Source organism: Xanthomonas populi (assembly GCF_002940065.1).
Classification (GTDB): Bacteria; Pseudomonadota; Gammaproteobacteria; order Xanthomonadales; family Xanthomonadaceae; genus Xanthomonas; species Xanthomonas populi.
Genome location: NZ_MDEJ01000006.1, coordinates 1 through 24,289 on the forward strand (window position 1 = coordinate 1; position 24,289 = coordinate 24,289).

A 24,289-nucleotide genomic window follows, 5' to 3' on the forward strand; every position below is an offset into this window, starting at 1 on the left:
AGATCGCTGATTTTTTGAAGGTATGGTCATCATCCAGTGCGTGTCACCACGGCTACGACTTGGTTGTTCGAGGTGCCCACTACTGACCGTCACTTCACCGCCCATTGCCGCCGCCAGTTCGCGACAGATCGCCAACCCCAGGCCGCTACCGCCATGCCTTGCAAGCGTGAGCGCGCCCTCGGCCTGCTCAAAGCGCTGGAACAAGCGCCCGCGCTGTTCTGCGCTCATGCCTGGGCCGGTATCGCGCACTTGCATCCGGATGCCTTGCTTGTGGCCTTGCGGCAGCACTGAGACACGCAAACTCACACCCCCGCGCTCAGTGAACTTGACCGCGTTGAACACCAGGTTGAGCAGGATCTGCTGCACCCTGCTGGCATCGCCATGCAGTGCCGGCGGCAACGCATCATCCAGCTCGCACTCGAAGGCCAACTGCTTTTGCTCGGCACTCGGGCGCACCAGCTCAGCCACTTGCATGATCAGCTGACGCAGATCGAAATCGCGGTAATCCAATGGCAGCTTGCCGGCCTCGATCCGCGCCAGATCCAACGCATCGTTGACCAGCCGCAGCAAATGTTTGCCCGCCGACTGGATCGCGCTGGCATAGCCTTGCTGACGTCCATCCAACGGCGTCTGCAACAGCAACTCACTCATCCCCAGCACACCGGTCATCGGCGTACGCACCTCGTGCCCCAACGTCGCAAGAAACCGCGTCTTGGCCTGCGATGCCTGTTCAGCAAGTTCGCGTTTGTGTTGCGCAAGTTGCCATTGCGCACGCATGCGCACACGGCGGCGGTAGGCGGCGGCAAGCAATGCGCTCAGCAGCAATCCCAGCAGGCAGATCAGCGCGATGCCGACATCGCTGCGCCACCACGGCGGATTGACCGTAAATCGCAGCGAGCGCACCTGCGAGCGATTGCCTAGGGGGTCCACTCCCTGCAGCGCGAGCTCGTAGTTCCCAGCAGGCAAACTGGCAAATTCGCGGATCCCGGCGTTGCCCGACGGTTGCCACTCCGTATCGAAGCCTTTCAAGAAACTACGATAACGATTGGAAAGCGGATCGCTGTACGACAGCAGACGGCTAACGACCTGCAACTGCCGATCCCCGGGACCCAACTGAAACGGGCGATCCATTGGCAATGCGATGCGTGCGCCATTGCGTAGCACGCTGACATGTTCCAACTGCAATGCCGGAACAAACGGTGCGATATCGGGCATTGCGGTATCCAGCAACACGGTAGAGCCATCGCTAGTTGCTCCGATCAAGGTGTCGCCCGCCATCAGCAGGCAATGCTGAACGAACTCCTGACTGGTCAATCCATCGCGCGTGCCGATATTGCGCAGCCGTGCCGGCGTCACCGAGGGATCGATCCGCCAGAGTCCACGCAAGCTGGAAATCCAGACCCTGCCACGCGGGTCGATCTGCATTGCTGAGGCGTCGAACCCCGCCAGACCGTCGGCTTCGCCCACCTGGCGCACACGCGTCCAGCGTGTTGCGGTTTTTTCCCATTGTTCCGCACCGGTGGCACGGTACACCCACACCGTCTCCGGCGATTGGCTGGCAAACGCCTGGATCGGCGTCCCTTCGAAACCTGCAACCGGCACAAAGTGGCCAGAGGCGTCGTCCCACGCAAACATGCCGCCCTCGCCCGCAACCCAGACACGCCCGTCCGGGCCTTGTTCAAGCTGCTGTACAGCGATGTCGCTTAGGCCGTGCAAGTCTTGCTGAGTGATGCGCTGCAAGACACGGCCGCTACGTAAATCGCGCTGCTGCACCATGTCGATGAATGCCATCCACACCGTGTCGCCCTGCTCGATGATCCAGTCCGGCGCCGATAGCGCGGATGCCGGTTCGGGGCCATCGGACGGCCAGTGGATGAACTCGCCGGTGCGCAGATCCATCCGTGAAAGACCAAAACTCAAATTTCCCAGCCACACACGTTGCAGGCGATCCTCCAGCGCCGACACCAGCTCCATGCCCTTGAGATGTGGCGACTGCAGACCTGTCTGAAACTTGTCGCCTGTGCTTGGATCAACGCGCAACAAGCGACCTTCTGCATCGACTTGCCACAAGCCGCCAGACCGTGTGGCAGGTGCCAGGTTGCAATAGATGGCGTCGCCATTCGGCAAGGCAGGCTTGAGCACGGCACTACGCTTCCAATCCGCCGGCAAATACCCAAGACCGGTGCCATGCATCGGAACCCACAGCCCGCCATCTGCAGCTCCCAGCAGGCCGATGACATTGCGACGTGACAATGGACCCTCGCCGCTGAAAGCAGGCACTGGTGGACGCTCGCCGCGCGTTCGCCACAGACCGCGTCCGCTCCCCAGCCAGAATTCGCCGTCCGGAGCAGCTACTGCGCCCCAGAACTCGTTGCCGGGACCGAACATAGTCCCCCACGCGAACGGATGCCATCGATCATCTGGCCCCATGACATGCAATCCCGACTCGCTGCCCAACCACAGGCGGTCCCCGGCCCATTGCAGACCGAAGATGGCCGACTGCCGGTTCGGTTCGTCCGGGACATATTCGCGACGCAGATGTTTCCCGTCGTAATAGGCAAGTCCGTTACTGGTTGCGATCCACAGCCGCTGCCGGTTGTCCGCCGCAAGATTCATGACCATGGCCTGGTCGAGATCGCCATCGACCGCACCTAGATCCAGTGACGACATCGCCCCTGAAGCATCGATGCGAACCAGCGCGCCGGTCGTGGTTCCGGCCCAGATACCACCGTCAAACGCAGCGATGCTGTAGATCTCGCCGTCCTTCAGCATTGGATAATCGGCAGTGCGATAGTGCCGAAAGTGGCTTCGTCCAGCATCCATGACGCTCAGCGTCTTGCCGCAGCCGATCCATATCCTGTCCAGCGCGTCGATATGCAGCGCCTGGATCGCGTTGCAGGGCAACGACGCGGGGTTGGACGGATCGTGTCTCCAGGTCCTGAATCCTGCGCCGTCGTACCGCACCAAACCATCCAGGGTGCCAAGCCACAGATAGCCGGCACGATCCTGGTGGATCGCAACCACCATGGTCGATGGGAGTCCGTCGCTGGGGCCCACGATCCGGAAACGCGGAATCTCCGGAATCTTTGCCGTACAGGGCAAGACGCCCAGAAGCAAGACCAGCACAACAATGAGCGCACGCATGTGGGCATCCTTTCCACGTCCAGCCCGCATGCTCGCAACGGATCGTTGCGAGCGCAAGCCCAGCGCAGCGCAGCGGGAATGCCTAGAATCCGCCAATGACAACAATCGCCCGCCTGCTGGTCCTTTCTGCTCTGGTAACGACCAGCCTTGCCGCCACCGCCGCGCCGGCGCGTTATGCGCTGGATCCGGTGCATACCCGGGTGCTGTTCGCAGTCGAACATGCCGGATTTTCGAAGGCATTGGGCACCGTTTCCGGAAGTAGCGGCACGCTGATCTTCGATCCGGACGACTGGGCCGCAGCGCGGCTGGACGTCACCGTGCCGCTGCACCGCGCCGACCTGGGCGACGCCAAGTGGAACGAAGCCACACTGGCACGCAACCTGCTCGACGCCAAGCGGTTTCCCGACGCGCATTTCGTCTCCACGCGGGTGGCGGTCAGCGGCGAAAACCAGGCCAAGGTCAGCGGTAATCTGACCCTGCATGGGGTCACCCGCCCGGTCACCCTGGACGTCACCCTCAATGCGCTCAAACGTCATCCGCTGCCGCTGTTTCGACGCACCGCCGGGTTCTCAGCCACTGCCACACTGAGCCGGGCGGAGTTCGGCATCGACGCGTGGAAATCAATGATCGGCGACGCGGTGGAACTGCGCATCGAAGCCGAAGCCGTGCGCGAAGGCCGCGCTGAAGACGACGCGCCACAACCACAACCACAAAGCGTACCCGCCGCCCCTGACCCTGCCACCAGCCCGGAATCGGGAGCATGACCCTGAAGAATGTCGAACGTTGGGGCGGTGTCAGCCAGACCCTGCACTGGCTGATCGCACTGCTGATCCTGGTGCTGGGCATTGTCGGTCTGACCATGGGCGAATTGCCCAAGACGCCGAAATACTTCTGGGTCTACACGGCGCACAAATCGGTGGGCCTGACCGTGTTGGCACTGGTGATCGTACGGCTGGGCTGGCGCATCTGCGCGGGCGCGCCGCCGCCGGTGGCCGGCACCCCGCGCTGGCAGGAACGCATCGCCGGGCTAACCCATTGGTTACTGTACGCGATGATCTTTGCGATGCCGCTGTCGGGCTGGTTGTACGACTCCACCAGCGGCCTGCGCCCGTTCCGTTGGTTTGGCCTGTTTGCCGTCCCCAAGCTCAGCCCGCCGGACGACCAATTGCGCGCGATTGCGCACTTCATCCACGAGTGGGGTTTCTGGTTGTTGATTGCCGTCGTGCTGGCGCATGCCGGCGCTGCGCTTTACCACCACCTGTTCCAGCGTGATGCCACCTTGGTGCGGATGTTGCCGCGCGGTTGGCTCTCTTCCAAACCCTAAAGGACTCCCCCATGTCGTCCAGGTTGTTCGTCTCTCCCCTGCTGGTCGCTGCTTCGTTGGTGGCCACCTTCGCTGCCGCACCAGGGCTGGCCGCCGACTATGTACAGGCGCCCGGCTCGTCGCTGGTGTTTGCCAGCAAGTACGACGGCGAAGTCTTCACCGGCAAGTTCCCCGGTTTCGACACAACGCTGAGTTTCGACCCCGCCAATCTTGCCGGCGCCAAACTCGACATGCGCATCCCGCTGGCCGGTGCCGTCAGCGGCAACGGCGACCGCGATTCCACCCTGCAGGGGCCGGACTTCTTCAACGTCGCCAAGTTCGCCACTGCGCGCTACCGCGCCGACACATTCCGCGCACTCGGCGGCAACCAGTACGCCGCAGACGGCACCCTGGAACTGCGCGGCGTCAGCAAGCCGGTCACGCTGACCTTCACCTGGACACCCGGCGCGCAGCCGGTGCTGGCCGGCAAGGCGGTGGTGAAGCGGCTGGACTTCGGCGTGGGCGGCGGCGACTGGGCCGACACCAAGACCATTCCCAACGAAACCGCGATCAGCACCAAGGTCGTTTTCACTGCGAAGTAACGCCACCGGCGCGTTCGCTATCAACCGATCGCTCGGTCGCGCTTGGCAACGTCCTGTGGCTGCTGCTTAACGTGTCCGAGCGGCGCAGGCGCGCACCGGCCTCGCCCATCTGACGTGCAATCGCTTCATAACTGCCTTCAGTCCATCACCAGACGCTGACCAGGTCGGCGAGCGCCGCATCAGCGCACGGCAGCATTCAACCACTCTCGCAAACGCCGACTGTCGAACGACCACTCCAACTCGCGCCCGTCCGCCTCGCGCAGCACCGGAACACGCTCGCCATAAGCGGACTCAAGCGCCGCATCGCCATCGATAAAGACGCTGCTGAACTCGCCCGCGCGCGCCTGCGCCAGAAGTTCCACAGCCTGGTCGCACAAGTGGCAATCGTCGCGCTGGTAGAGGATCAAGGCCATCGGAAGGTCCTATGCTGCGCTGCAGCCGTGCCGCAATCGCCGACCGACTAGAATAGCGGCCTTTACGCTCACCTCTTCGGCAAGCATGGCTGTCAGCACGTTCGACCTGTTCAAGATCGGCATCGGTCCGAGTTCCTCCCACACCGTGGGGCCGATGCGCGCTGCCGAGCGCTTCGTGCATCGCTGGCTGCTCGACGCCGGCCGCTTGCAAGAGGTGGTACGCATCCGCGCCGAGGTGTTCGGCTCGCTGGCGTTGACCGGCCGCGGCCATGGCACCGACAAGGCCCTGCTGCTCGGACTGGAAGGCCACCGCCCCAACCTGATCGACCCGGACACCATCCCCGCAACGCTCGATCGCATCGGCGCCAGCAAGCGCATCAGCTTGATGGGCCAGCACGCCATCGGCTTCGACGAAAAACGCGATCTGCCGATGAACAAGCGGCAGAAACTGCCGTACCACACCAACGGCATGCGCTTTACCGCCTACGACGCCAATGAGGCTGTGATCGCCACGCGCGATTACTACTCGGTCGGCGGCGGTTTTGTCGTCAACCAGGAAGATGCCGCAGACGATCGCATCGTGGCCGATGAAACCCCGCTGCCCTACCCCTTCCTCAGTGGCGACGAACTGCTCGCGCAATGCGCGCGCAGCGGCTTGAGCATCGCCGCACTGATGTTCGAAAACGAAAAGAGCTGGCGCAGCGAAGACGACATTCGCGCCGGCCTGCGCGAACTCTGGGCGGCGATGCAGTCCTGCGTGGAGCGCGGCATCGGCCAGGAAGGCACGCTCCCCGGTGGCCTGAACGTCTCGCGGCGTGCACCGGCGTTGTATCGCGAACTGTCGTCCAAACCGGAAGCGGCAATGCGCGATCCGTTGACCACGCTGGACTGGGTCAACCTGTACGCGCTCGCCGTCAACGAAGAGAACGCCGCCGGTGGCCGCGTGGTCACCGCGCCCACCAACGGTGCGGCAGGCATCATTCCCTCGGTGCTGCATTACTTCGATCGCTTCTGCCCCGGCGCATCCGAGCAGCGCATCTTCGACTTCCTGCTCACCGCTGCGGCCATCGGCATTCTCTACAAGGAAAATGCCTCCATTTCCGGCGCCGAGGTCGGTTGCCAGGGCGAAGTGGGCGTGGCCTGTTCGATGGCGGCTGGCGGCCTGGTCGCCGCGGCAATCCCGGACAGATCGAAAACGCGGCGGAAATCGGCATGGAACACAATCTTGGTCTCACCTGCGACCCGATCGGTGGCCTGGTGCAGATCCCGTGCATCGAACGCAACGCGATGGGCGCAGTGAAGGCGATCAATGCCAGCCGCATGGCCATGCGCGGCGACGGCAAGCACAAGGTATCGCTGGACAAGGTCATCAAGACCATGCGCGACACCGGCCGCGATATGCAGGACAAGTACAAGGAAACCAGTCGGGGCGGACTGGCGGTGAACGTGATCGAATGCTGAGCCTGGTCTGTGTCATCGCCTAAGCGCAGCAGCGGTGCGGCGGTAACAGCGTGCCGCACTCGCAAGCGATGCCACCCGCAGCAACACGAACCGAGGCGATCTACCGCAGCGTCCGCTGACGCAATCGCCTCGCACGCTGTACGTCTCCACCACATCCGGCCGTGTAACGTCGAAGACTGAATTTCGACGGAGATCGCGATGCGACAGCGTGTTTGTACTCTCGCCCTGGCCATGGCCTGCGGCCCATTGATGGCACAGGAAGCCAGCTATGGCCCACGCCTGGAAGGCTTCGACTACCTGTACCCGGTCAAGACCTTCGCGTTCACTTCACAACAGCAGCCGCTGGAAATGGCGTACCTGGATGTCGCGCCAACCGGCAAACCCAACAGGCGTACCGCAGTGCTGCTGCATGGCAAGAACTTCTGCGCCGCCACCTGGGAGCAGACCATTGCAGCATTAAGCAACTCCGGTTACCGCGTCATCGCCCCGGACCAGGTGGGCTTTTGCAAATCCAGCAAGCCGGCGGCCTATCAGTTTTCCTTTGCGCAGCTGGCCGACAACACGCAGGCATTGCTGAAAAACTTGGGCATCGAACGTGCGGTAGTCGTCGGTCATTCGATGGGCGGTATGCTCGCCATCCGTTATGCGCTGATGTATCCGCAGGCCGCCGACCATTTGGCGCTGGTCGACCCGATCGGCCTGGAAGACTGGAAGGCCGAAGGCATTCCGTGGCGTAGCGTCGATGCCTGGTACGACAACGAACTGAAAATCAGTTTCGAGCGGATCAAGAAGTATCAGAGAGAGGCCTACTACGCTGGCCAATGGAAGCCCGAGTTCGAACGCTGGGCGCGCATGCAGGCCGGCATGTTGCTGGGCAACGGCAAGCAGGCCGTCGCCTGGAATCAGGCGCTGACCTACGACATGGTGTTCAACCAGCCGGTGGTCTACGAACTGCCCAAACTTGCCGTACCGACCACGTTGTTTATCGGACTCAAGGACCGCACCGCGATCGGCAAGGACACCGCGCCGCCGGAGGTCAAGGCACGCGTCGGTGACTACACCACGCTTGGCAAGCGTGCCGCCGAGGCGATTCCGAATGCGAAACTCGTCGAGTTTGCCGACCTTGGGCATTCGCCACAGGTGCAGGACACGAAGCGTTTCAATGCGGCGTTATTGAAGGCGATTGCGCAGTAAGGAGTGCCAGCGGCAATACGATTGGCATGGCCTACGCGTCCGTGAAAGCTGCAGCTCGCCAACAGGCGCGCTGCAGCCGGATGCGCTTCAACGCGCAGCGCGGGCAGCAGGTCATCAGTGCACGCAACGACGCGTCCGACGACACGCGCACCGGCAACCGAGTTCAAAAAGCGGTCACACCTGTCCACTTTTTCAACCAATCACCCAGCCACAATCCGCAACACGTCATCCAGCAACGCGGCAGCAGTCACTTCGGCACCTGCACCCGGGCCCTGGATCAACAACGGCTGCTCGCGATAACGATCGCTGCTGATCGCGACGCGGTTATCGGTGCCCGCGCCACCGGCCAGCGGATGATCCAGCGCCAACTCGCGCAAGCCCACACTTGCACCATGCGCATCCAGGCGACCGACAAAGCGCAGGCAGCGCCCCGCAGCACGTGCCTGCTGCCAACGCGCGCCAACCACCTCATCGAGCGCGCCCAGCTGCGCATCCAATGCGACACGCGGCAATCGCGCCATGCTGGCCGGCACCAGCGATTCCACATGCACCTGCTCGGCCTCGAGCTGCCACCCCGCCACGCGTGCCAGAATCAGCAATTTGCGCCGTACATCCTCGCCTGATAGATCGATGCGTGGATCAGGCTCAGTGTAACCGGCCGCCATCGCTTCGCGCACGCACTCGGAAAACGCGCCGCTGCCGTCGTAGCGATGAAACAGCCATGCCAGCGATCCGGACAACACGCCTTCTATCGAATGGATATGGTCGCCGCCCGCCACCAGCGCACGCACGCTGCTCAATACCGGTAACCCTGCCCCCACCGTCGCGCTATCGCCATAGTACGCACCGCTGGCGTGACGCGCCGCGTGCAGCGCCTGCGCACGCGACAACGCGGTGCCCTGGCCCAACTTGTTGGCAGTGACCACGTGCACACCACGCAACAACCATTCGACATGCCAATCGGCCACCACGTCGCTGGCAGTGGCGTCCACCAGCACATCGCCGGCACGCAGCGCAGTGGTCTCCGCCCACGGCTGCAACACGGCCTGGCCGCGCGGCGCGGCGTTGGCCTGCTGCAACGCCTGTTCCGCACTGGTACCGCAGTCATGGGCAATGCGCGAATTGGCCAGCCAGTCGAAGCGCGGCAAGCGCAATTGACGTTTCTGCAACGCGCTGTAGCGCGTCACGAAGGCGCGCCCCACGGTGCCGGTGCCCAACAAGCCCAGGCGTGGCTTCGCTGTCACCGCTGCCACCGAAGCGCGACGCGAAACAGGCAGCACACTGCTCACGCGTCGACCTGTTTGCGGCTTGCGGTACTCAGCGTCGCTTCGGCACGCGCCAGACCAGCGCGCAGATCGATCAGCAGGTCGTCTGCAGACTCGATACCGATCGACAAGCGCAGCAAACCATCGGAAATGCCGGCCGCAGCGCGGGCTTCGGCCGTCATCGCAGCATGCGTCATCGAAGCCGGATGCGCGATCAGGCTTTCCACACCGCCCAACGACTCGGCCAGGGTGAAGTAACGCAAGCCATCGACAAACGCGCGCACTGCGGCTTCGCCACCTTCCAGCTCGAAGCTCATCATCGCCCCGAAGCCCTTCTGCTGACGCGCCGCCAATGCATGCCCCGGATGCGATGCCAAACCCGGGAAATACACCTGATTGACGGCCGCATGCCCGTCCAGCAATTCGGCGATTAGATCGGCGTTTTCCTGATGCACGCGCAGGCGCGCATCCAGCGTGCGCAGACCGCGCAGCGTGAGGAACGCATCGAACGGCGAACCGGTCAGGCCCAAGGCATTGGCCCACCACACCAGCTGCTGATGCAGCTCGGCGTCACGCGCAACGACCGCGCCGCCCACCACGTCGCTGTGGCCGTTGATGTACTTGGTAGTGGAATGCAGCACCAGATCCGCACCGAATTCCAGCGGCTTCTGCAGTGCCGGCGACAGGAAGGTGTTGTCCACCACCGTCAATGCACCAACCTTCTTAGCCGCCTCGATGACGAAGCGCAGATCGGTGATGCGCAGCAATGGATTGGATGGTGTTTCGATCAGCACCAGCTTGGGCGCGTGCGCCAACGCATCGGCCAGCGAACGCGGGTCGGTGAGGTCGGCGGTGATCAGCGCGAAGTGGCCCTTCTTGGCCAACGCATTGAACAGGCGCCAGCTGCCACCGTAGGCATCGTGCGGCACTACCAGCGTGTCGCCGGGCTGCAGCAACGCGTTGAGCACCAGATTGATCGCACCCATGCCGGTGGAGGTGATCACCCCGCCAGCGCCGCTTTCCAGCTCAGCAAGCGCTTCGCCGAGCAGATCGCGGGTGGGATTGCCGCTGCGGGTGTAATCGTATTGCCGCTTGTTGCCGAAACCATCGAAGGAGAAGTTCGACGACAGCACGATCGGCGGCGTTACCGCGCCATAGGCAGTGTCGCGATCAATGCCGGCGCGGACGGCGGCGGTGGCAGCGGTACAAGGGGCGTGGGCAGGGTCACGAAAGCTCATGCGGTTTCTCCGGTGATGCGAAGGGCAGTGGTGAGAATCGCGTCGATGCGATCGATTTCTTTCAGAAAGGCGTCGTGGCCATACGGCGAGCGCAGCACACGTAGACTGCCGCGCGGGCCTAAGCCTTCGACCAGCGTGACCAGATCGGCCAGCGGCACCAGGCGGTCGCCCTCCACCGCAACCACGACGGTGGGCACGCGCACTTGCGCAGGGTCGATGCGATGCAGGTCGATGGATTCGGACAGCCGCAAGTAGGCGTTTACCGGCGTGCGCGCCACGTACTGCGCACCGGCGGCGTCCAGATAGTCTTCGGCCGCCACACGCACGCGGCCATTGATCACTTCCGGCGGCGCGTCGAAGCGCTCGCTGAATTCTTCCGGTGTGCGATAGCTGAGCATGGCGAACTGCCGTGCCAACGCCAGCCCGTGATTTTCTGCGCATTGCAGTTGGCCCAGCGCCACCGCGCGGCGCTGCAGTGCGCGCCAGGCGGCGGCATATGGATGCGCGCGATGCGCACCGCTCACTGCCACCAAGGTACCGACGCGAGCGGCATGGCGGGTGGCCAATTGCAGGCCGACCAGGGCGCCGTACGAATAGCCCACAAAGCCGTGCAGGCGCGCGATGCCTAGCGCATCCAGCAGCGCGGCGATCGCATCGGCCTGATCGGCGGTATCGATCGGCGCGTCCAGCGTGCCGTCGGCGCCAAGAAAATCGAACGCCAACAGACGGCGCGTTGCAGGATCCAGTGCGCGGCCCGTTCCGACCAGGCCATCTACCCAGCCCTTTTCGGGAAACAGCGCGCTGGCGGCCAGATGGCGATGCGCGGAGATCCCGCCGGCCACGAACACCACAGGCGCATTGGCGGCGCCGACCAGTTCATAGCGCAGCCGCAGCTCGCGCATGCCGGCATGGCGCATTGGCAAGGCAATGACAAGATCGCCGCGCACGGCAATCGAACCGTCATCGGAGACGGCGGATGTATAGGCGTAATCGGTAGGTGACGGCGATGCTGTATTCACGAGGCTCATGGCGATATCCGGGGTGGATCGGCCATCGAGCTTCGCGGAGCTCGCGTTCGACGTGCACAAGGCGCAAATCGAACCATCTTTCGGCAGACGCGACAGGTCCCCGCAGGATTTGGCACCAAACGCGGGCGCTTGCGCGCTCCGCTGGCTGCCCCGGCATCAAAGGGCCTGTCCCTCCGCCGGTCTCGATGGTAGCGCTAAGATGCCAGCGCTTTTTTGCGATGTCAATCTCTTCATGCGGATGGAAAGATAAATTTTCATCCGATACCACTACAGCCTGTGATGAGCCGCATACTTGCGCACCCTCACGTTCGAGCCGATCGCGTGCGCCATCACGTGTCTCGCCAAGCCCTGCCGGCCGTCGCATGGCCGCTTGTCGTTGCGCTTCTGGCCTGTGCGGCACCGGCCAACGCGCTGCAACGCTGGCATTGGCCCGGCGCCGGTGCCGCGACCTCGCCAGGAACAGCAACTGCGCAGACAGCGCTCGCAGCGGCCGGCCCTGGCCTATCGCTGCAACTGGAATGGCAGGCACCGGCCTATCTGGCCTGGGTAAACAACACGCTGGCCGGACCTGCGCAGGTCCACCTGAGCGCACCGCCCAGCGAGGATTACCGCGCCGTGCCGCAGTTGCCGTTGACAGTACAACTGGCCGCGCACGAGCGCCGCCTGCTCGCGCGGCTCTACCCGGCCAGCAACCAGCGCAGCTTGGCCGGGCTTTGACTCAAGCTCGACGTGGTACCCGGCGATCCACAGGCACGCCCGCAGCCAGTGCGCTACCAACTCCCGTTCAACGATGCGCCGGTGCAGGTAGAACAAGGCTTCGGCGGGAATTTCAGCCACACCGATGCGCCCAACTGGTACGCGGTGGACTTCGCCTTGCCACAGGGCACGCCGGTGCTGGCGGCGCGCGAGGGCATGGTCATGCAGGTGCAGCGCGATGTCATTGAGGACGGCCTGCATGACCTGGCAACCGGCGGCGGCAACCTGGTGCGAGTGCTGCACGCCGACGGCAGCATGGCCATCTACGCCCACCTGGCGCCCGATGGGGTAGCGGTGCGTGCCGGCCAGATAGTACGCACCGGCGAGCGCCTGGGCGCCTCTGGCAATACCGGCTTCAGCTCCGCCCCGCACCTGCATTTCGCAGTCCAGCGCAATGCGGACAGGCGCCTGATCTCGCTGCCGTTCCGGATGATCGGCCCGCAGGGCGAGCTGCAATTTCCCTCGCCAGCGCCGTGAGTTGCGGGCGCCGAAGGACCATCGGCTTGCTGGCACGCAGCCCCAGGCCAGGGCCGCACAAGCCCGCCGCACCGAAGCCGCTATAATCACCGGCTTCCTCAGTTTTCGCAGGCGTCCGACCGGGCGCGCTCAGCCCATGTCCGACATCTCCAACGAAGCCGCGCGCCGCCGCACCTTCGCCATCATTTCCCACCCCGATGCCGGCAAGACCACGCTGACCGAAAAGCTGTTGCTGTTCGGCGGCGCGATCCAGATGGCCGGCTCGGTCAAAGGCCGTAAAGCCGCACGTCACGCCACCTCGGACTGGATGGCGCTGGAAAAAGAGCGCGGCATCTCGGTCACTTCGTCGGTGATGCAGTTCCCGTACGAGGGCAAGGTGATCAATCTGCTAGACACCCCCGGCCACGCCGACTTCGGCGAGGACACCTATCGGGTGCTGACCGCGGTGGACTCGGCGCTGATGGTGATCGACGTGGCCAAGGGCGTGGAAGAACGCACCATCAAGCTGATGGAAGTCTGCCGGCTGCGCGACACGCCCATCATGACCTTCATCAACAAGCTCGATCGCGAGGGCAAGAACCCGATCGATCTGCTCGATGAAGTCGAAACCGTACTGGGCATTCAGTGCGCGCCGGTGACCTGGCCGATCGGCATGGGACAGCGCTTGAAAGGCGTGGTGCATCTGATCACCGGCGAGGTGCACCTGTACGAACAGGGCCGCAACTTCACCCGCCAGGATTCCACCATCTTCCCGTCGGTGGATGCGCCCGGCCTGGCCGAGAAGATCGGCGCGCAAATACTGGCCGAGCTGCGCGACGAGCTCGAACTGGTGCAAGGCGCCAGCAATCCGTTCGATCTTGCGTCCTATCGCGCCGGTCAGCAGACCCCGGTGTTCTTTGGTTCGGGCGTCAACAACTTCGGCGTACAACCGCTGCTGGATTTCTTCATCGAACACGCACCGCCCCCGCAGGCGCGCGACACCACCGGCCGTCGCGTCGAGGCGGCTGAGTCCAAGCTCAGCGGCTTCGTCTTCAAGATCCAGGCCAATATGGACCCGCAGCATCGCGACCGCGTCGCCTTCATGCGCGTGTGCTCCGGCAGGTTCACCGCCGGCATGAAGACCCTGCACGTACGCAGCGGCAAGGACGTGAAGCTGGCCAACGCGCTGACCTTCATGGCCTCCGATCGCGAGATCGCGGCCGAAGCCTGGCCGGGCGATGTGATCGGTATCCACAACCACGGCACCATTTCCATCGGCGACACGTTTACCGAAGGCGAACCGCTGTCGTTCACCGGCATTCCCAACTTCGCGCCGGAGCTGTTCCGCCGTGCGCGCTTGCGCGACCCGCTCAAACTCAAGCAGCTGCAAAAGGGCCTGGCGCAGCTGTCCGAAGAAGGCGCCACGCAATTCTTCCGCCCGCTGATGAGCAACGATCTGATCCTGGGCGCGGTCGGTGTGCTGCAGTTCGACCTAGTGGCCTACCGGCTCAAGGACGAATACGGTGTGGATGCGATCTTCGAGCCGGTGGGCGTCACCACCGCGCGCTGGGTGCAGTGCGACAACCCGAAGAAGCTGGAAGAGTTCCGCGAGAAAAATGCCGGCAATCTCGGCATCGATGCGGCCGGTCAGCTGGTCTATCTCGCACCGACCCGGGTGAATCTGCAGCTGGCACAGGAACGCGCGCCGGACGTGCGCTTCTCGGCAACGCGTGAGCATGCATATGCCAGGGCGATCGATTGAGCGCGGCTTGCAACGACGCATGAAAATGCACCTGCCGGCGATGCGGATTGCTCGCAGTTGCGGTACCTTTTTGGCATGAACGCAGACGCCTCCCCCTCGACCGACCTGCGCGACGAGATAGCCAGTGCCGTGACCCACGGCCTGGGTGCAATTGCCGCATTGGCCGGTGGCTCGGTGCTGATCACGCTGGCTACCATCTATGGCGACGGCTGGCAGCTGGCCACCTCCATCGTCTTCAGCGCCACGCTGGTATTGCTCTACGTCGCCTCCACGCTGTTCCATGCCATCCCGCATCCGGGTGCAAAGGCACGGTTGCAAATACTGGATCATTGCGCGATCTATCTACTGATCGCAGGCACCTACACGCCGTTTACGTTGATCAATCTGCGTGGCTCCTGGGGCTGGGGATTGTTCGCCGCCATCTGGACGATTGCCGCCGCCGGGGTGATCTTCAAACTGTTTTTCACCGGTCTTTTCCGCCTGTTGTCGACGGTGCTGTATCTGGCGATGGGCTGGCTGATCCTGGTGGCAATCCAGCCATTGTTACGTTCGGTCGATACCTGGTCGCTGTGCTGGCTATTGGCTGGCGGACTCTCCTACACCTTGGGTACGTATTTCTACCAGCGCGACACCCAACGCTATTTCCATGCGATCTGGCATCTGTTCGTGCTTGCCGGCAGCGCTTGCCACTTCGTTGCGGTGATCGCGCAAGTTGTATGATCTGCGATTGACGGCGCGTTCGCGCGCCGTGCACGAGGCATCGCCAACCATGGCCCGCGTGGACACTGCGACCAATACTGCTGCTGGCTCATTTTCTCCCACATCACCTCGTCGACGCTGGTTGATCGGGCTCGGCATCGTCGCGGTCATTGTGCTGATCTTCGTGATGGTGTTCGAGTGGAACTGGCTACGCGGCCCGGTCGAGCGCGCGGTCAGCGCCAAGACCGGTCGCGAATTTCATCTCGGCTATCTGGATGTGACGTTGGGCCGCACGACCACCGTGCGTGGCAACCGGGTCAGTCTGGCCAACGCGCAGTGGTCAAAGCGCGGCCCGATGGCCGAATTGAATTGGGCCGAGATCGACGTCGCGTTGTGGCCATTGCTGCGCGGCAATGTGCGCTTGCCGGAAATTCGTCTGGATCATCCGACCGTACTGCTGGAAGCGGGCGACGAGACGCACCCTGGCAACTGGGTGTTCGATCAGGGCGATGGCGACGGCACGATGCCGCGGCTTGGGCGCCTGCTGATCGATAATGGACGCTTGCAATACATCGATGCAGCAAACCGCTCGGATGTGGATGTGGCGATCAACAGCCTCGCGCCGCCACGCAACGACCAGCGCGCAGCGCCGATCGGCATCGACGGCAAAGGCCGTTGGAAGGGCTACCCCTTCATACTCAAGGGCGACACCGCATCGCCACTGGAGCTGAGCCAGAGCGAGCACCCGTTCCGCATCGATCTACGCGGCAGCGCAGGCGCCACCCGCACCCACGTGCGCGGCACGCTGACCAATCCCTTCCAGTTCCAGGTCTTCGATCTGCAGATGGCGCTCAGTGGCCAGGACATGCAGGATCTGTATCCGTTGATCGGCGTTGCCATGCCGTCGACGCCGCCATACAAACTCGATGGTCATCTGCGCCGTAACGGCAAGATCTGGCGCTACGAAAAGTTCACCGGCACCGCTGGCGACAGCGATCTGGCCGGCACTGCCGACGTGGACCTACGCAACAAGCGTCCGTTCCTGCGTGCGGATCTGGCGTCGAAACGCCTGGATTTCGACGATCTGGCAGGTTTCATCGGCGCGCCACCGAAGACCGGCGCGAACGAGTCCGCAAACGCGGAGCAGAAAAAACAGGCGGCACAACTCGCTGCCGGCGCGCGCGTGCTGCCGATCACTCCCTACGATCCGTCCAAACTGCGTGCGATGGATGCGCAGGTACGTTGGCGGGCGCAGCGCATCAATGCGCCGTCATGGCCATTGGACGACATGGACGCTTCGCTGACCTTGAAGGACGGCCTGTTGCAACTGGACCCGCTCAACTTCGGCGTTGCCGGCGGCGATATCCGCTCCACCATCCGCATGGACGCGCGCAACGAGGTGATCACCACGCAACTCAAGGCAGGTCTTCGCGGCATTCGACTGGATCAGCTATTGCCCGATACCGCGCTCGCACAACAAGCCTCGGGTGCCATCGGTGGTGAGTTCGATCTGCGTGGTCGCGGCAACTCGATCGCCGCGATGCTCGGCACCGCCGACGGCACGATCGGCGTCGGCATGGGCCGTGGCCATGTCGGCAATCTGATCATGGAACTGGCCGGCCTGGATATCGCCGAGTCGCTCAAATATCTGTTTACCAAGGATCGTCAGATTCCAGTGCGTTGCATCTTCGGTGACTTCGGCGTGAAAGACGGTCTGATGCAATCGCGCGCGCTGGCCTTCGACAGCACCGACACCATCATCATTGGCGAAGGCAGCATCAGCCTCAAAGACGAAACGCTGGATCTGCTGCTAAGCCCGCGCCCGAAAGACCGCAGCATTCTGAGCCTGCGCTCGCCGCTGCGAATCGGCGGCACCTTCAAAGATCCCAGCTTCCGCCCAGACTTCAAAGCACTGGGTCTGCGCGGCGCGCTTGCCGTCGGTCTGGGCATGATCGCCCCGCCCGCCGCCTTGCTGGCGACCTTCGAACCGGGCCCCGGCAAGGACAGCGACTGCGGCGGCAAGTTCGCGCAGTAACCTCACTGCGCGACTTAGAGCGACTGCAAAACCCTCTCGAACGCTGTATCGATGGTGGCAACGTGTTGGCCACATGCGCATGTTGGCGAATGGCAGCGACATTGCTCGGATCGAAAGGAGCTCATTGATCAGACCGCACCTCATCGGACGGCCGCGCCGCATCCACTGCTCGCAACCATGCACACCGACCCCATCGACTGGTCCTTGCCCGCCCACCGTCGCGGGACCTTCTGCGGCATGGATGCCGGCAAAGCGCCTTCTCTGTTCGGATTCTGTCGGGGGTGGGTGTCGAGAGCCGACGCCGGCCACCGTGAGAGCCTGGATCGTTACCGTCGTCGTGTAGCCGGGTGTCCAAGTCGGTTTCTGCCATATTTGGCCCGAACAGTTGCGAGAGTTGCCGCGCGTAGACGTAAGGCTGGGCAGCAGGGGAGCGGAGCCTTCAAGCCTAACGGAGTTCGCGCATGAACGGCATCGGGATTGATGTGTGCAAGGCGATGTTGGATGTGGCCGTCCACCGCGGCCCTTCGCGCAGTTTCACAACTCACCCGCGGGCCACAGCAAGCTGTTTCCTGGCTGGCACAACGTGAGGCTGGTCAGGTTGTCCTGGAGGCCTCTGGCGGATACGAACAGGCAGTGCTGGATGCCCAATGCGCGCCGCTGCCATGCGTTCGCCGCTGCCATCGGCCTGCCGGCACACACAGATCGTCTGGATGCGGTCAATTTCGCCTGCATGGCTGCCACGCTGGAGCTAGGTCCCTCTCAACCGATGGAACCTTGGCGGCGGCGACGGCTGCGTGCGTGCGCGACAGCAGCTCGTAGAGCTGGCAACCAGCGCAGAAAACCAGTTGGAACAGGTGAAGGACACGACTTTGCGCCGAGCGCTGCAGGCCAACAAAGATGATCGTCATCCTCAACGCCCGAGCCAGAGAGGATCAAGCCGCTACGAGGTGATTCCCCCAGTCACAAGACCGGTCCGATGGCTGCCGACCAGCGGCCGGCACTGCCGTGCACCGCTTCCGGAACGGCCAGAGCCCCCTCCAACAACACAGTTGCTACAGGGACGTACGTGCGGCGTGTCCCGCGATGGTGGGCCGACAATGGCCCTGCAGCCAAGCCGCAGATCAGCCGCTCTACAGCTGAGCCGCTGCTTCACCTCACGTCCCCTGCAGCAAACCAACAATCCGCCGCACACGCGCCACATCGGTACGCTGGTAATCGCCGCCCAGGTCGGTGATGTACGCATGCGGCGCATGCACTTGCGCTTCAACCGAGCCGCGCGATGAGGCGTGAAATTCGCGCGCACCGGTATTGGCACGCAACGCAAGCACATTGGTTTCGGACACACCGGCGCCCGGCATCACGCTGATGCGCTCGCCCGCTTGACGCACCAATGCCGCAATGGTGTCCACACCTTCCAGCGCGCTCGCACGCGCACCCGAAGTCAGCACCCGCTCGCAACCCAGCGTGATCGCATCTTCCAGCGTGCACGACGGATCGGCACTGACATCGATCGCACGATGGAAGGTCACACCGAGCAAACCTGCTGCCTCAATCAACACACCCATCGTGGCCATATCGACCTGCCCATCCGGATCCAGCGCGCCCAACACCACACCATCGCAGCCCAGTCGCACGCATTGCTCTACATCGCGCCGCATCACCTCGACCTCGGACGCATCGAACACGAAATCGCCAACGCGCGGACGGATCAACACATACAGCGGAATCTGCAATCGCTCACGCACCACCGCCAGCGTGCCGAACGATGGGGTCAGCCCGCCGCCATCCAGGCCACCGCAGAGCTCGACACGCATTGCACCGCCTTCTTGCGCGGCCAATGCCGAACCCACCGAATCGGCAGCGACTTCCAGTCCTAACGCGCTCATGCCGCAGGCTCGCTGGTGTAATGGCTTTCGCCGGGCAGCAGCAGGTCCTGTCGCTGCGCATCGCACACCGCGTAACTAAAACCCTTCTGGATCGCGAACGCACCCACCTCACCACGCTTGTTCATCGCCAAAAACCCTACCTGCAAGCTGCGGGTGAGTTCGGGCTTGCGCCGTAGCAGCCGCATGACCACTTCGCGGCAGGCCTCTGCCGGCGACTTTCCCTGGCGCATCATTTCCACCACCGCAAAACTGCCGACATTGCGGATCACTTCTTCGCCAACGCCGGTCGAGGTGGCACCACCGACCTCGTTGTCCACATACAGGCCCGCACCGATGATCGGGCTGTCGCCGACGCGGCCGTGCATCTTCCACGCCATGCCGCTGGTGGTGCACGCGCCGGACAAGTTGCCGTGCGCATCCAGCGCGAGCATGCCGATGGTGTCGTGATTGTCCTTGCCGCCCGGCAACTTGGCATCGCGCCAGGCGCGGTTTTCGACGTTAGCCTCGGGCGAATACTTCGAGGTCTTCAGCCACTGCTTCCACGCTGCTTCCGAGCTGGGCGTCAGCAGTTTGGTCTTGGCAAAGCCCTGCTCCAACGCGAACTGACGCGCACCATCGCCGACCAACATCACGTGCGGGGTTTTCTCCATCACCGCGCGCGCCACCGAGATGGCATGCACCACATCTTCCAGCGACGCCACCGAGCCGCAATTGCCCAGGTGATCCATGATGCAAGCGTCCAGCGTCACCCGCCCATCTCGGTCCGGATAGCCGCCCAGCCCGACGGGGGGATTACTCGGGTCTGCTTCGGGCACACGCACGCCAGCTTCCACCGCATCCAGCGCGATACCGCCGGTACTAAGGATCTTCCAGGCCTCCTGGTTGGCGGCAATGCCGAAATCCCAAGTGGAAATCACCCGCGCCGCGCCACTCGGCAACACCGCAACGCGACCGCCGGTGCCAGCACCGGTCGCCGCCTGCGCACGTGCGCCCCACCCAGCCAGGCCGGAAGCGATCGCAGCAAGCGTGGCGCTCTTGAGGAAGTGACGACGTTGGATCATCCGGGAACTCCATGAAGAGACAGGCAGCCGCACTGCACGGCGACAGCCTTCCATCATGCGGCAGCACTGCGTTCGGATAAACCGTATTGCGGCGCTGTCATATGCGGATCCGCGCACAACGCGCGGTCAAGGCTGTAAAGCTCCTTATCTCTTGCCGATCTGCCAGATCAGGCGTCGAGAGCCGGCGTGGTCGACCGATAACCCACAGGTTTAAACGACCGCGGGAGAGCGAGGTCGCCACGCCGGAATCTCCTGGCAAACACCCGAACAGTTGCTGGAGTAGGCGCTCGTCACGATCGCCAAGTTGGTCGGGTGGCGCCGCTGGCGCGCGACAGCGGCGGGGTGCGAGGTGCACGCAGCATCTGGGGCGGCAGAGCCTGCATGCGGCAGGTACTGTACATGGCGGCGCTGATGGCGGTGCGCTTCACCCCGGCACTGCGCCACTTTTACCAACGGCTACGCACACAAGGCCAGGCCGGCAAGGTCGCCCTCGTAGCGGCGATGCGCAAATTGCTGGTCATCCTCAACGCCGAGATGCCAGACCAACTGGCGGCTGGCGCCGCCGGTTGCTCAAGACAGTTGCTCTCCCGGGGGGAGAGGGGTTGGGTGAGGGTACGGAGCAACTGATACCGCCCCACCCAGCAGCCAGTCGTCCGCCGCTGCCGGTGCGACAGGTATTCGCAGCGAGTGTGTCTGTGTTGCGGACCGGCATCCAGTGGAAAGCGCTACCCAAGCAGCGCGTTGGCAGTGCCAGCGCCATCCACAAACGCTTTCTTGAATGGCAGTCATCGGGGTTTTTCGAGGCGCTGTGGAAGGCCGGCTTGGCCGAGGACGAGCAGATATGGCTTGCATTGCCTGGCGCCGGTAGCGCGTGGACGCTGCCATGGTGAAGGCACCAATGGCCAAGGAAGCGGTCGGACCAAACCCGATCGATTCACGGAAAAAAGGAGCAAACGCCGCCTGTTGCTGGACGGGCGTGGCGTCCCGTGGTCGATCGTCGTGACCGGGGCCAACGTGCACGACAGCAAATCGCTGGAGTCGGTACTGGATTCCATCGTGATCAAGCGTTCAGAGACCATGCTATCGGCGCAGCAAGCATCTGTGCGCCGATGCAGGCTATCGTGGCACGCCCTGCCTGCGCGCCATCGACAGGCACGGCTACATCCCGCACGTCGTGGATCGCCGCACGGAGGCCGATCTCAAACGGCGCTCTCCCCGAAAAGAAGGCTAGGCGCTGGGTCGTGGAGGTCAGCCACCGCTGGTTCAACCGCTTGCGCAAACTTCTGGTGCGCGACGAAAAGCTGGCGCGTCGTGTCTTGGCACTCAACCATCTGGCTGCCGCGATCATCGCCTTCCGAAAGGTACCTTCGAAGAGTCATATAATTTACCGACAGATTCTAAGAGCGGCTAACAAAACGTAGCGAGCAGTCGTCAGGTGGGTGCGGACGGCGCGCTCAGAACCGGAGTGTACGAGTGGTACATGCCGATTCCGAGCACCGGCCGCGCCCGCCTGGCAGCTGCGCAGTAGTTTTGTTAGCTGCTCTAAGCCGCTTAGCACATCGACCGCGGCCAGCAGCGACTCAACCTGCATACCACAGGTTCTACGCGCCAGCAGGCTGATCGTCATCGCGCAACTTGCTGGTCAGCACATGGTCGCGCCACACGCCGTTCAATTGCAGATAACGCCGCGCGTAGCCTTCGATCTCAAATCCCAACCGCTGCAGCACACGCGCACTGCGCAGATTGTCCGGAACGTATTGCGCCATCACCCGATGCAGGCCAAGCGGGCCGAACACAAATGCGATGCCCTGCGTGGCCGCCCACTGGATCAACCCGCGCCCCTGATGCTCCGCATCCAGCCCATAGCCCAGATGGCAGCCCTGGAAGGCGCCGCGCTGGATCTGGGTGAAGCCGACAGTGCCGATCACCTGTGCGTCGCGCAGCAACACCAATTGCAATTCGCGTTGGCCGGGCAGCGCGGTGCGATAGGCGATGCTCAGGCGCCGCCAGCCATCGGTGGTGTAGAACGCGGGCGGTCTCAGTGGCATCGCACCAGACAGATGCGCGCGATTACGGGCGTGGTACTCGGCCATCGCAGCCGGATCGACAACCGCCAGATCGCAAAGCACAACAGCGTCGGCATGATGAACTGGTGCGAAGACGGGAAGACTCATGCCGAATGCGCGTGCAGCTGCCGGCCGCGCAGTCGTCCTGCCAGCAGCGCTTAAGCGGCAACCGCCGCAAGCGCCTGCGCGACCTGTGCCTCAATGGCGTCCAGATTCGGCAGCAGTGCGCTCTGCTCGCCCAGCAGCACGCGCATGTGCACGCCGTCCGGCAGCGCGTCTTCGGATGCGTCGGCCAGCAAGCCGTCGCGCGGCACCGAGATCAGTTGCGGGAACGATGCGGTGAGCAAAGCGAAGTACGGCAGCGCCGGATTGCCACCCAGCGCCTTCAGCACGATCACCTTGTTGTTGACCGCAGCAGGCTCTTCGCCCATGCCGCTGAGGCGTGCAAACGAGAGCAACGGCACTTTCCAGCCGTACCAGTCGATGCGCCCGACCACCCAGCGCGGCATGTCGGCCATCGGCTCGACCGCTACCCGAGACATCACCTCGGCCACCGTGGCATTCGGCAGCAGCACGCGCTCCTGTCCGGCCTGGATCAGGACGCCGCGGATTTCGTCATTGTTGGCGTAGCTCATCGCACGTGTTCCGATCTAAGAGGAAGCGCCCGGCTTATGCCGGCCAGCGCTGTGCCAACGCCTGCGCCAACTGCGTAGGGTCGCCGGTCAAAATGCCTTGGCGTGCCAGACGCGCAGCCGCGGCCGGGTCGTAACAACCATCGGCGGACTGACCCGCCAACCAACCGCCCTGCTGTGCCAGCGCCAGCGACGCATCGACCAGCGCCTCGTTGGCACCGCTGAGCATCAGCAACGCACTGTCGGCCGGCGGCAGCGCTGCCACCAGCGCGGCAGGGTCGCTCTGCGCGATAAAGGCCAAGGCACCCGCATGCTGCCGCACACCGACTTCTTCAGGCATCACATACACCTTGCCCGCCACGATCACCTGGCCGACTTCCCCCAGTTCGACCGGCAACGCAGACACGCGCCCCATCTGCCGCACCAGGTTGCCGTACTGGCCACCATCCAGCGTCATGCGCACCAGCACGGCGCGCGGAAACTGCGGCGGCAGCGCGGCCAACAGGCGCCGGATCGCATCCGGGCCACCGATGCCGGCCATCACCAGCACCGCACCGGTGGTTTCGCCGGTCTGATCCAACTTCACCAGCGACAGACCGCCTGTCGACAGCGCCGCACCGGTGGCTTGGCCGGTCTGATCCAACTCCACCAGCGACAGACCACCGGTCGACAGCGCCGCCACGTCCAGCTCGGCGCGCGGGCGCACTAGCACGGCGACCTCATCGACCAGGCCCCAGGTGCTGGAATCGCCCAGCGACAGACCCGGTTTGCCGTCAACGGCCGCAGCATCGGCAGTGCCGCCTGCACGCGTGAAAAATCCATCGCTGGGAATGCGTTCAAAGATCTGAGCGGCCGCTTCCAGATGCTGATCCAGCTGCAGATCCGAATGCTGGCGCGGTGCCAATTCCAGGCCCGGCTCGGGCTGCAGCGACGGCTCGCTCTCGGTGCCCGGTGGCAACACGTCGGCATGGCCGTGCAGCTTGGCGGCCAGATGGCGCACCCAACGCTGCGCTTCCCAGCCTTCGCGGCGCACGGTCAGGTCGGCCTCCTCGAAGATCACCGTGACGCCCGGCATGTTGAAGGCCGGCTCCAGCGCTTCGAGTGCGTCTTCGATCGAGGGCTCCAGCGAGACCAGCACTGCTACCGGTTCGGCATCGCGCAGCATCTGCACGTCCACCGCCGACGGCTCGTCTTCCAGCACCACATGCGCGCCGGCCAGACCGAGTGCTTCACGCAGGCGCTCACGCGCCGGCCCGGGCCGGCCCAGCAGGGCGACCGGCGTTCCCAT

The 24,289-nt window shown here is 63.8% G+C and carries 17 protein-coding genes, 1 other RNA gene, 5 pseudogenes and 1 riboswitch; of the genes and pseudogenes, 12 read left to right on the forward strand and 11 right to left on the reverse strand.

The window, feature by feature from the left end; translation table 11 throughout:
• On the reverse strand, positions 1 to 3,144 hold a 3,144-nt coding region (locus XpopCFBP1817_RS01765; RefSeq protein WP_244171039.1), incomplete at its 3' end, for a sensor histidine kinase.
• A 95-nt stretch (positions 3,145 to 3,239) separates the two neighbouring features.
• On the opposite strand from XpopCFBP1817_RS01765, the gene XpopCFBP1817_RS01770 reads away from it, so the two are divergent.
• The 3 genes from XpopCFBP1817_RS01770 to XpopCFBP1817_RS01780 are packed head-to-tail and all read left to right on the forward strand — an operon-like array spanning position 3,240 to position 5,049.
• Positions 3,240 to 3,908: a YceI family protein gene (locus XpopCFBP1817_RS01770; protein ID WP_128415726.1), complete on the forward strand. Its 669-nt coding sequence runs from the start codon at positions 3,240 to 3,242 to the stop codon at positions 3,906 to 3,908.
• A complete protein-coding gene (locus XpopCFBP1817_RS01775; RefSeq protein ID WP_128415727.1) occupies positions 3,905 to 4,468 on the forward strand; it encodes a cytochrome b in 564 nt (187 codons plus the stop codon). Before XpopCFBP1817_RS01770 ends, XpopCFBP1817_RS01775 begins: the two co-directional genes overlap by 4 nt.
• An 11-nt stretch (positions 4,469 to 4,479) precedes the next feature.
• On the forward strand, positions 4,480 to 5,049 hold the full coding sequence (locus XpopCFBP1817_RS01780; protein ID WP_128415728.1) for a YceI family protein: 570 nt from the start codon (positions 4,480 to 4,482) through the stop codon (positions 5,047 to 5,049).
• Positions 5,050 to 5,228: 179 nt separating this feature from the next.
• On the opposite strand, the gene XpopCFBP1817_RS01785 is transcribed toward XpopCFBP1817_RS01780, so the two are convergent.
• Complete coding sequence (locus XpopCFBP1817_RS01785; RefSeq protein WP_128415729.1) at positions 5,229 to 5,462, reverse strand: glutaredoxin family protein; 234 nt, start codon at positions 5,460 to 5,462, stop codon at positions 5,229 to 5,231.
• Positions 5,463 to 5,547: 85 nt separating this feature from the next.
• On the opposite strand from XpopCFBP1817_RS01785, the pseudogene XpopCFBP1817_RS01790 reads away from it, so the two are divergent.
• Positions 5,548 to 6,923: pseudogene (locus tag XpopCFBP1817_RS01790) on the forward strand (L-serine ammonia-lyase).
• Positions 6,924 to 7,121: 198 nt separating this feature from the next.
• Positions 7,122 to 8,117 carry an alpha/beta fold hydrolase gene (locus tag XpopCFBP1817_RS01795; RefSeq protein WP_128415730.1) on the forward strand — a complete coding sequence of 332 codons (996 nt, stop codon included), beginning with the start codon at positions 7,122 to 7,124 and terminating at the stop codon, positions 8,115 to 8,117.
• A 200-nt stretch (positions 8,118 to 8,317) separates the two neighbouring features.
• Here XpopCFBP1817_RS01795 and XpopCFBP1817_RS01800 read toward each other — a convergent pair whose 3' ends face one another.
• Genes XpopCFBP1817_RS01800 through metX form a run of 3 tightly spaced genes read right to left on the reverse strand, consistent with a single transcriptional unit; the run spans position 8,318 to position 11,648 of the window.
• Positions 8,318 to 9,406, reverse strand: coding sequence for a homoserine dehydrogenase family protein (locus XpopCFBP1817_RS01800; RefSeq protein ID WP_167393785.1), 1,089 nt, complete (start codon positions 9,404 to 9,406; stop codon positions 8,318 to 8,320).
• On the reverse strand, positions 9,403 to 10,620 hold the full coding sequence (locus tag XpopCFBP1817_RS01805) for an O-succinylhomoserine (thiol)-lyase (RefSeq protein ID WP_128415731.1): 1,218 nt from the start codon (positions 10,618 to 10,620) through the stop codon (positions 9,403 to 9,405). Before XpopCFBP1817_RS01805 ends, XpopCFBP1817_RS01800 begins: the two co-directional genes overlap by 4 nt.
• Positions 10,617 to 11,648 (reverse strand): homoserine O-succinyltransferase MetX, encoded by a 1,032-nt coding sequence (metX, locus tag XpopCFBP1817_RS01810; RefSeq protein WP_128415732.1) that lies wholly within the window; start codon positions 11,646 to 11,648, stop codon positions 10,617 to 10,619. The genes XpopCFBP1817_RS01805 and metX overlap by 4 nt, the downstream gene beginning before the upstream one ends.
• A gap of 70 nt (positions 11,649 to 11,718) precedes the next feature.
• Positions 11,719 to 11,840: riboswitch (SAM riboswitch) on the reverse strand.
• Between the two features lie 129 nt (positions 11,841 to 11,969).
• Between metX and XpopCFBP1817_RS01815 the strand changes: the two are divergent.
• From XpopCFBP1817_RS01815 to XpopCFBP1817_RS23860, 5 genes and pseudogenes are all read left to right on the forward strand, one after another.
• Positions 11,970 to 12,881, forward strand: a pseudogene (locus XpopCFBP1817_RS01815) (M23 family metallopeptidase).
• Between the two features lie 136 nt (positions 12,882 to 13,017).
• On the forward strand, positions 13,018 to 14,622 hold the full coding sequence (locus tag XpopCFBP1817_RS01820) for a peptide chain release factor 3 (protein ID WP_128415733.1): 1,605 nt from the start codon (positions 13,018 to 13,020) through the stop codon (positions 14,620 to 14,622).
• A gap of 75 nt (positions 14,623 to 14,697) precedes the next feature.
• Positions 14,698 to 15,342, forward strand: coding sequence for a PAQR family membrane homeostasis protein TrhA (gene trhA, locus XpopCFBP1817_RS01825; protein ID WP_128415734.1), 645 nt, complete (start codon positions 14,698 to 14,700; stop codon positions 15,340 to 15,342).
• 49 nt (positions 15,343 to 15,391) lie between these two features.
• The gene (locus tag XpopCFBP1817_RS01830; protein WP_128415735.1) at positions 15,392 to 17,356 is read left to right on the forward strand and encodes an AsmA family protein; all 1,965 of its coding nucleotides are present in this window, start codon (positions 15,392 to 15,394) and stop codon (positions 17,354 to 17,356) included.
• Between the two features lie 461 nt (positions 17,357 to 17,817).
• Positions 17,818 to 18,249, forward strand: a pseudogene (locus XpopCFBP1817_RS23860) (transposase); the annotation flags it as partial.
• Between the two features lie 261 nt (positions 18,250 to 18,510).
• Here XpopCFBP1817_RS23860 and XpopCFBP1817_RS01845 read toward each other — a convergent pair.
• Both XpopCFBP1817_RS01845 and XpopCFBP1817_RS01850 read right to left on the reverse strand, forming a co-directional pair.
• Positions 18,511 to 19,242, reverse strand: a complete 732-nt coding sequence (locus tag XpopCFBP1817_RS01845) for a copper homeostasis protein CutC (RefSeq protein ID WP_128415737.1) — start codon at positions 19,240 to 19,242, stop codon at positions 18,511 to 18,513.
• Complete coding sequence (locus tag XpopCFBP1817_RS01850; protein ID WP_128415738.1) at positions 19,239 to 20,303, reverse strand: glycosylasparaginase; 1,065 nt, start codon at positions 20,301 to 20,303, stop codon at positions 19,239 to 19,241. Before XpopCFBP1817_RS01850 ends, XpopCFBP1817_RS01845 begins: the two co-directional genes overlap by 4 nt.
• A 312-nt stretch (positions 20,304 to 20,615) precedes the next feature.
• On the opposite strand from XpopCFBP1817_RS01850, the pseudogene XpopCFBP1817_RS01855 reads away from it, so the two are divergent.
• Together XpopCFBP1817_RS01855 and XpopCFBP1817_RS01860 are read left to right on the forward strand one after the other, a co-directional pair.
• Positions 20,616 to 20,930 (forward strand): annotated as a pseudogene (locus XpopCFBP1817_RS01855) (transposase); the annotation flags it as partial.
• An 11-nt stretch (positions 20,931 to 20,941) separates the two neighbouring features.
• Positions 20,942 to 21,691 (forward strand): annotated as a pseudogene (locus XpopCFBP1817_RS01860) (IS5 family transposase); the annotation flags it as partial.
• Between the two features lie 17 nt (positions 21,692 to 21,708).
• Here XpopCFBP1817_RS01860 and XpopCFBP1817_RS01865 read toward each other — a convergent pair.
• From XpopCFBP1817_RS01865 to XpopCFBP1817_RS01880, 4 genes are all read right to left on the reverse strand, one after another.
• A non-coding RNA gene (locus XpopCFBP1817_RS01865) (sX9 sRNA) lies at positions 21,709 to 21,785 on the reverse strand.
• A 119-nt stretch (positions 21,786 to 21,904) separates the two neighbouring features.
• Positions 21,905 to 22,477: a GNAT family N-acetyltransferase gene (locus XpopCFBP1817_RS01870; protein ID WP_128415740.1), complete on the reverse strand. Its 573-nt coding sequence runs from the start codon at positions 22,475 to 22,477 to the stop codon at positions 21,905 to 21,907.
• A 50-nt stretch (positions 22,478 to 22,527) separates the two neighbouring features.
• Positions 22,528 to 23,004, reverse strand: coding sequence for a chemotaxis protein CheW (locus XpopCFBP1817_RS01875; RefSeq protein WP_128415741.1), 477 nt, complete (start codon positions 23,002 to 23,004; stop codon positions 22,528 to 22,530).
• Between the two features lie 34 nt (positions 23,005 to 23,038).
• Positions 23,039 to 24,289, reverse strand: coding sequence for a chemotaxis protein CheB (locus tag XpopCFBP1817_RS01880; RefSeq protein WP_128415765.1), 1,251 nt, complete (start codon positions 24,287 to 24,289; stop codon positions 23,039 to 23,041).

Excerpts from the sequence above, each read along its gene's own strand:
- XpopCFBP1817_RS01770 (WP_128415726.1), top strand. The coding sequence starts at position 3,240 with ATGACAACAATCGCCCGCCTGCTGGTCCTTTCTGCTCTGGTAACGACC.
- XpopCFBP1817_RS01775 (WP_128415727.1), top strand. The coding sequence starts at position 3,905 with ATGACCCTGAAGAATGTCGAACGTTGGGGCGGTGTCAGCCAGACCCTG.
- XpopCFBP1817_RS01780 (WP_128415728.1), top strand. The coding sequence starts at position 4,480 with ATGTCGTCCAGGTTGTTCGTCTCTCCCCTGCTGGTCGCTGCTTCGTTG.
- XpopCFBP1817_RS01785 (WP_128415729.1), bottom strand. The coding sequence starts at position 5,462 with ATGGCCTTGATCCTCTACCAGCGCGACGATTGCCACTTGTGCGACCAG.
- XpopCFBP1817_RS01795 (WP_128415730.1), top strand. The coding sequence starts at position 7,122 with ATGCGACAGCGTGTTTGTACTCTCGCCCTGGCCATGGCCTGCGGCCCA.
- XpopCFBP1817_RS01805 (WP_128415731.1), bottom strand. The coding sequence starts at position 10,620 with ATGAGCTTTCGTGACCCTGCCCACGCCCCTTGTACCGCTGCCACCGCC.
- metX (WP_128415732.1), bottom strand. The coding sequence starts at position 11,648 with ATGAGCCTCGTGAATACAGCATCGCCGTCACCTACCGATTACGCCTAT.
- XpopCFBP1817_RS01820 (WP_128415733.1), top strand. The coding sequence starts at position 13,018 with ATGTCCGACATCTCCAACGAAGCCGCGCGCCGCCGCACCTTCGCCATC.
- trhA (WP_128415734.1), top strand. The coding sequence starts at position 14,698 with ATGAACGCAGACGCCTCCCCCTCGACCGACCTGCGCGACGAGATAGCC.
- XpopCFBP1817_RS01830 (WP_128415735.1), top strand. The coding sequence starts at position 15,392 with ATGGCCCGCGTGGACACTGCGACCAATACTGCTGCTGGCTCATTTTCT.
- XpopCFBP1817_RS01845 (WP_128415737.1), bottom strand. The coding sequence starts at position 19,242 with ATGAGCGCGTTAGGACTGGAAGTCGCTGCCGATTCGGTGGGTTCGGCA.
- XpopCFBP1817_RS01850 (WP_128415738.1), bottom strand. The coding sequence starts at position 20,303 with ATGATCCAACGTCGTCACTTCCTCAAGAGCGCCACGCTTGCTGCGATC.
- XpopCFBP1817_RS01870 (WP_128415740.1), bottom strand. The coding sequence starts at position 22,477 with ATGAGTCTTCCCGTCTTCGCACCAGTTCATCATGCCGACGCTGTTGTG.
- XpopCFBP1817_RS01875 (WP_128415741.1), bottom strand. The coding sequence starts at position 23,004 with ATGAGCTACGCCAACAATGACGAAATCCGCGGCGTCCTGATCCAGGCC.
- XpopCFBP1817_RS01880 (WP_128415765.1), bottom strand. The coding sequence starts at position 24,289 with ATGGGAACGCCGGTCGCCCTGCTGGGCCGGCCCGGGCCGGCGCGTGAG.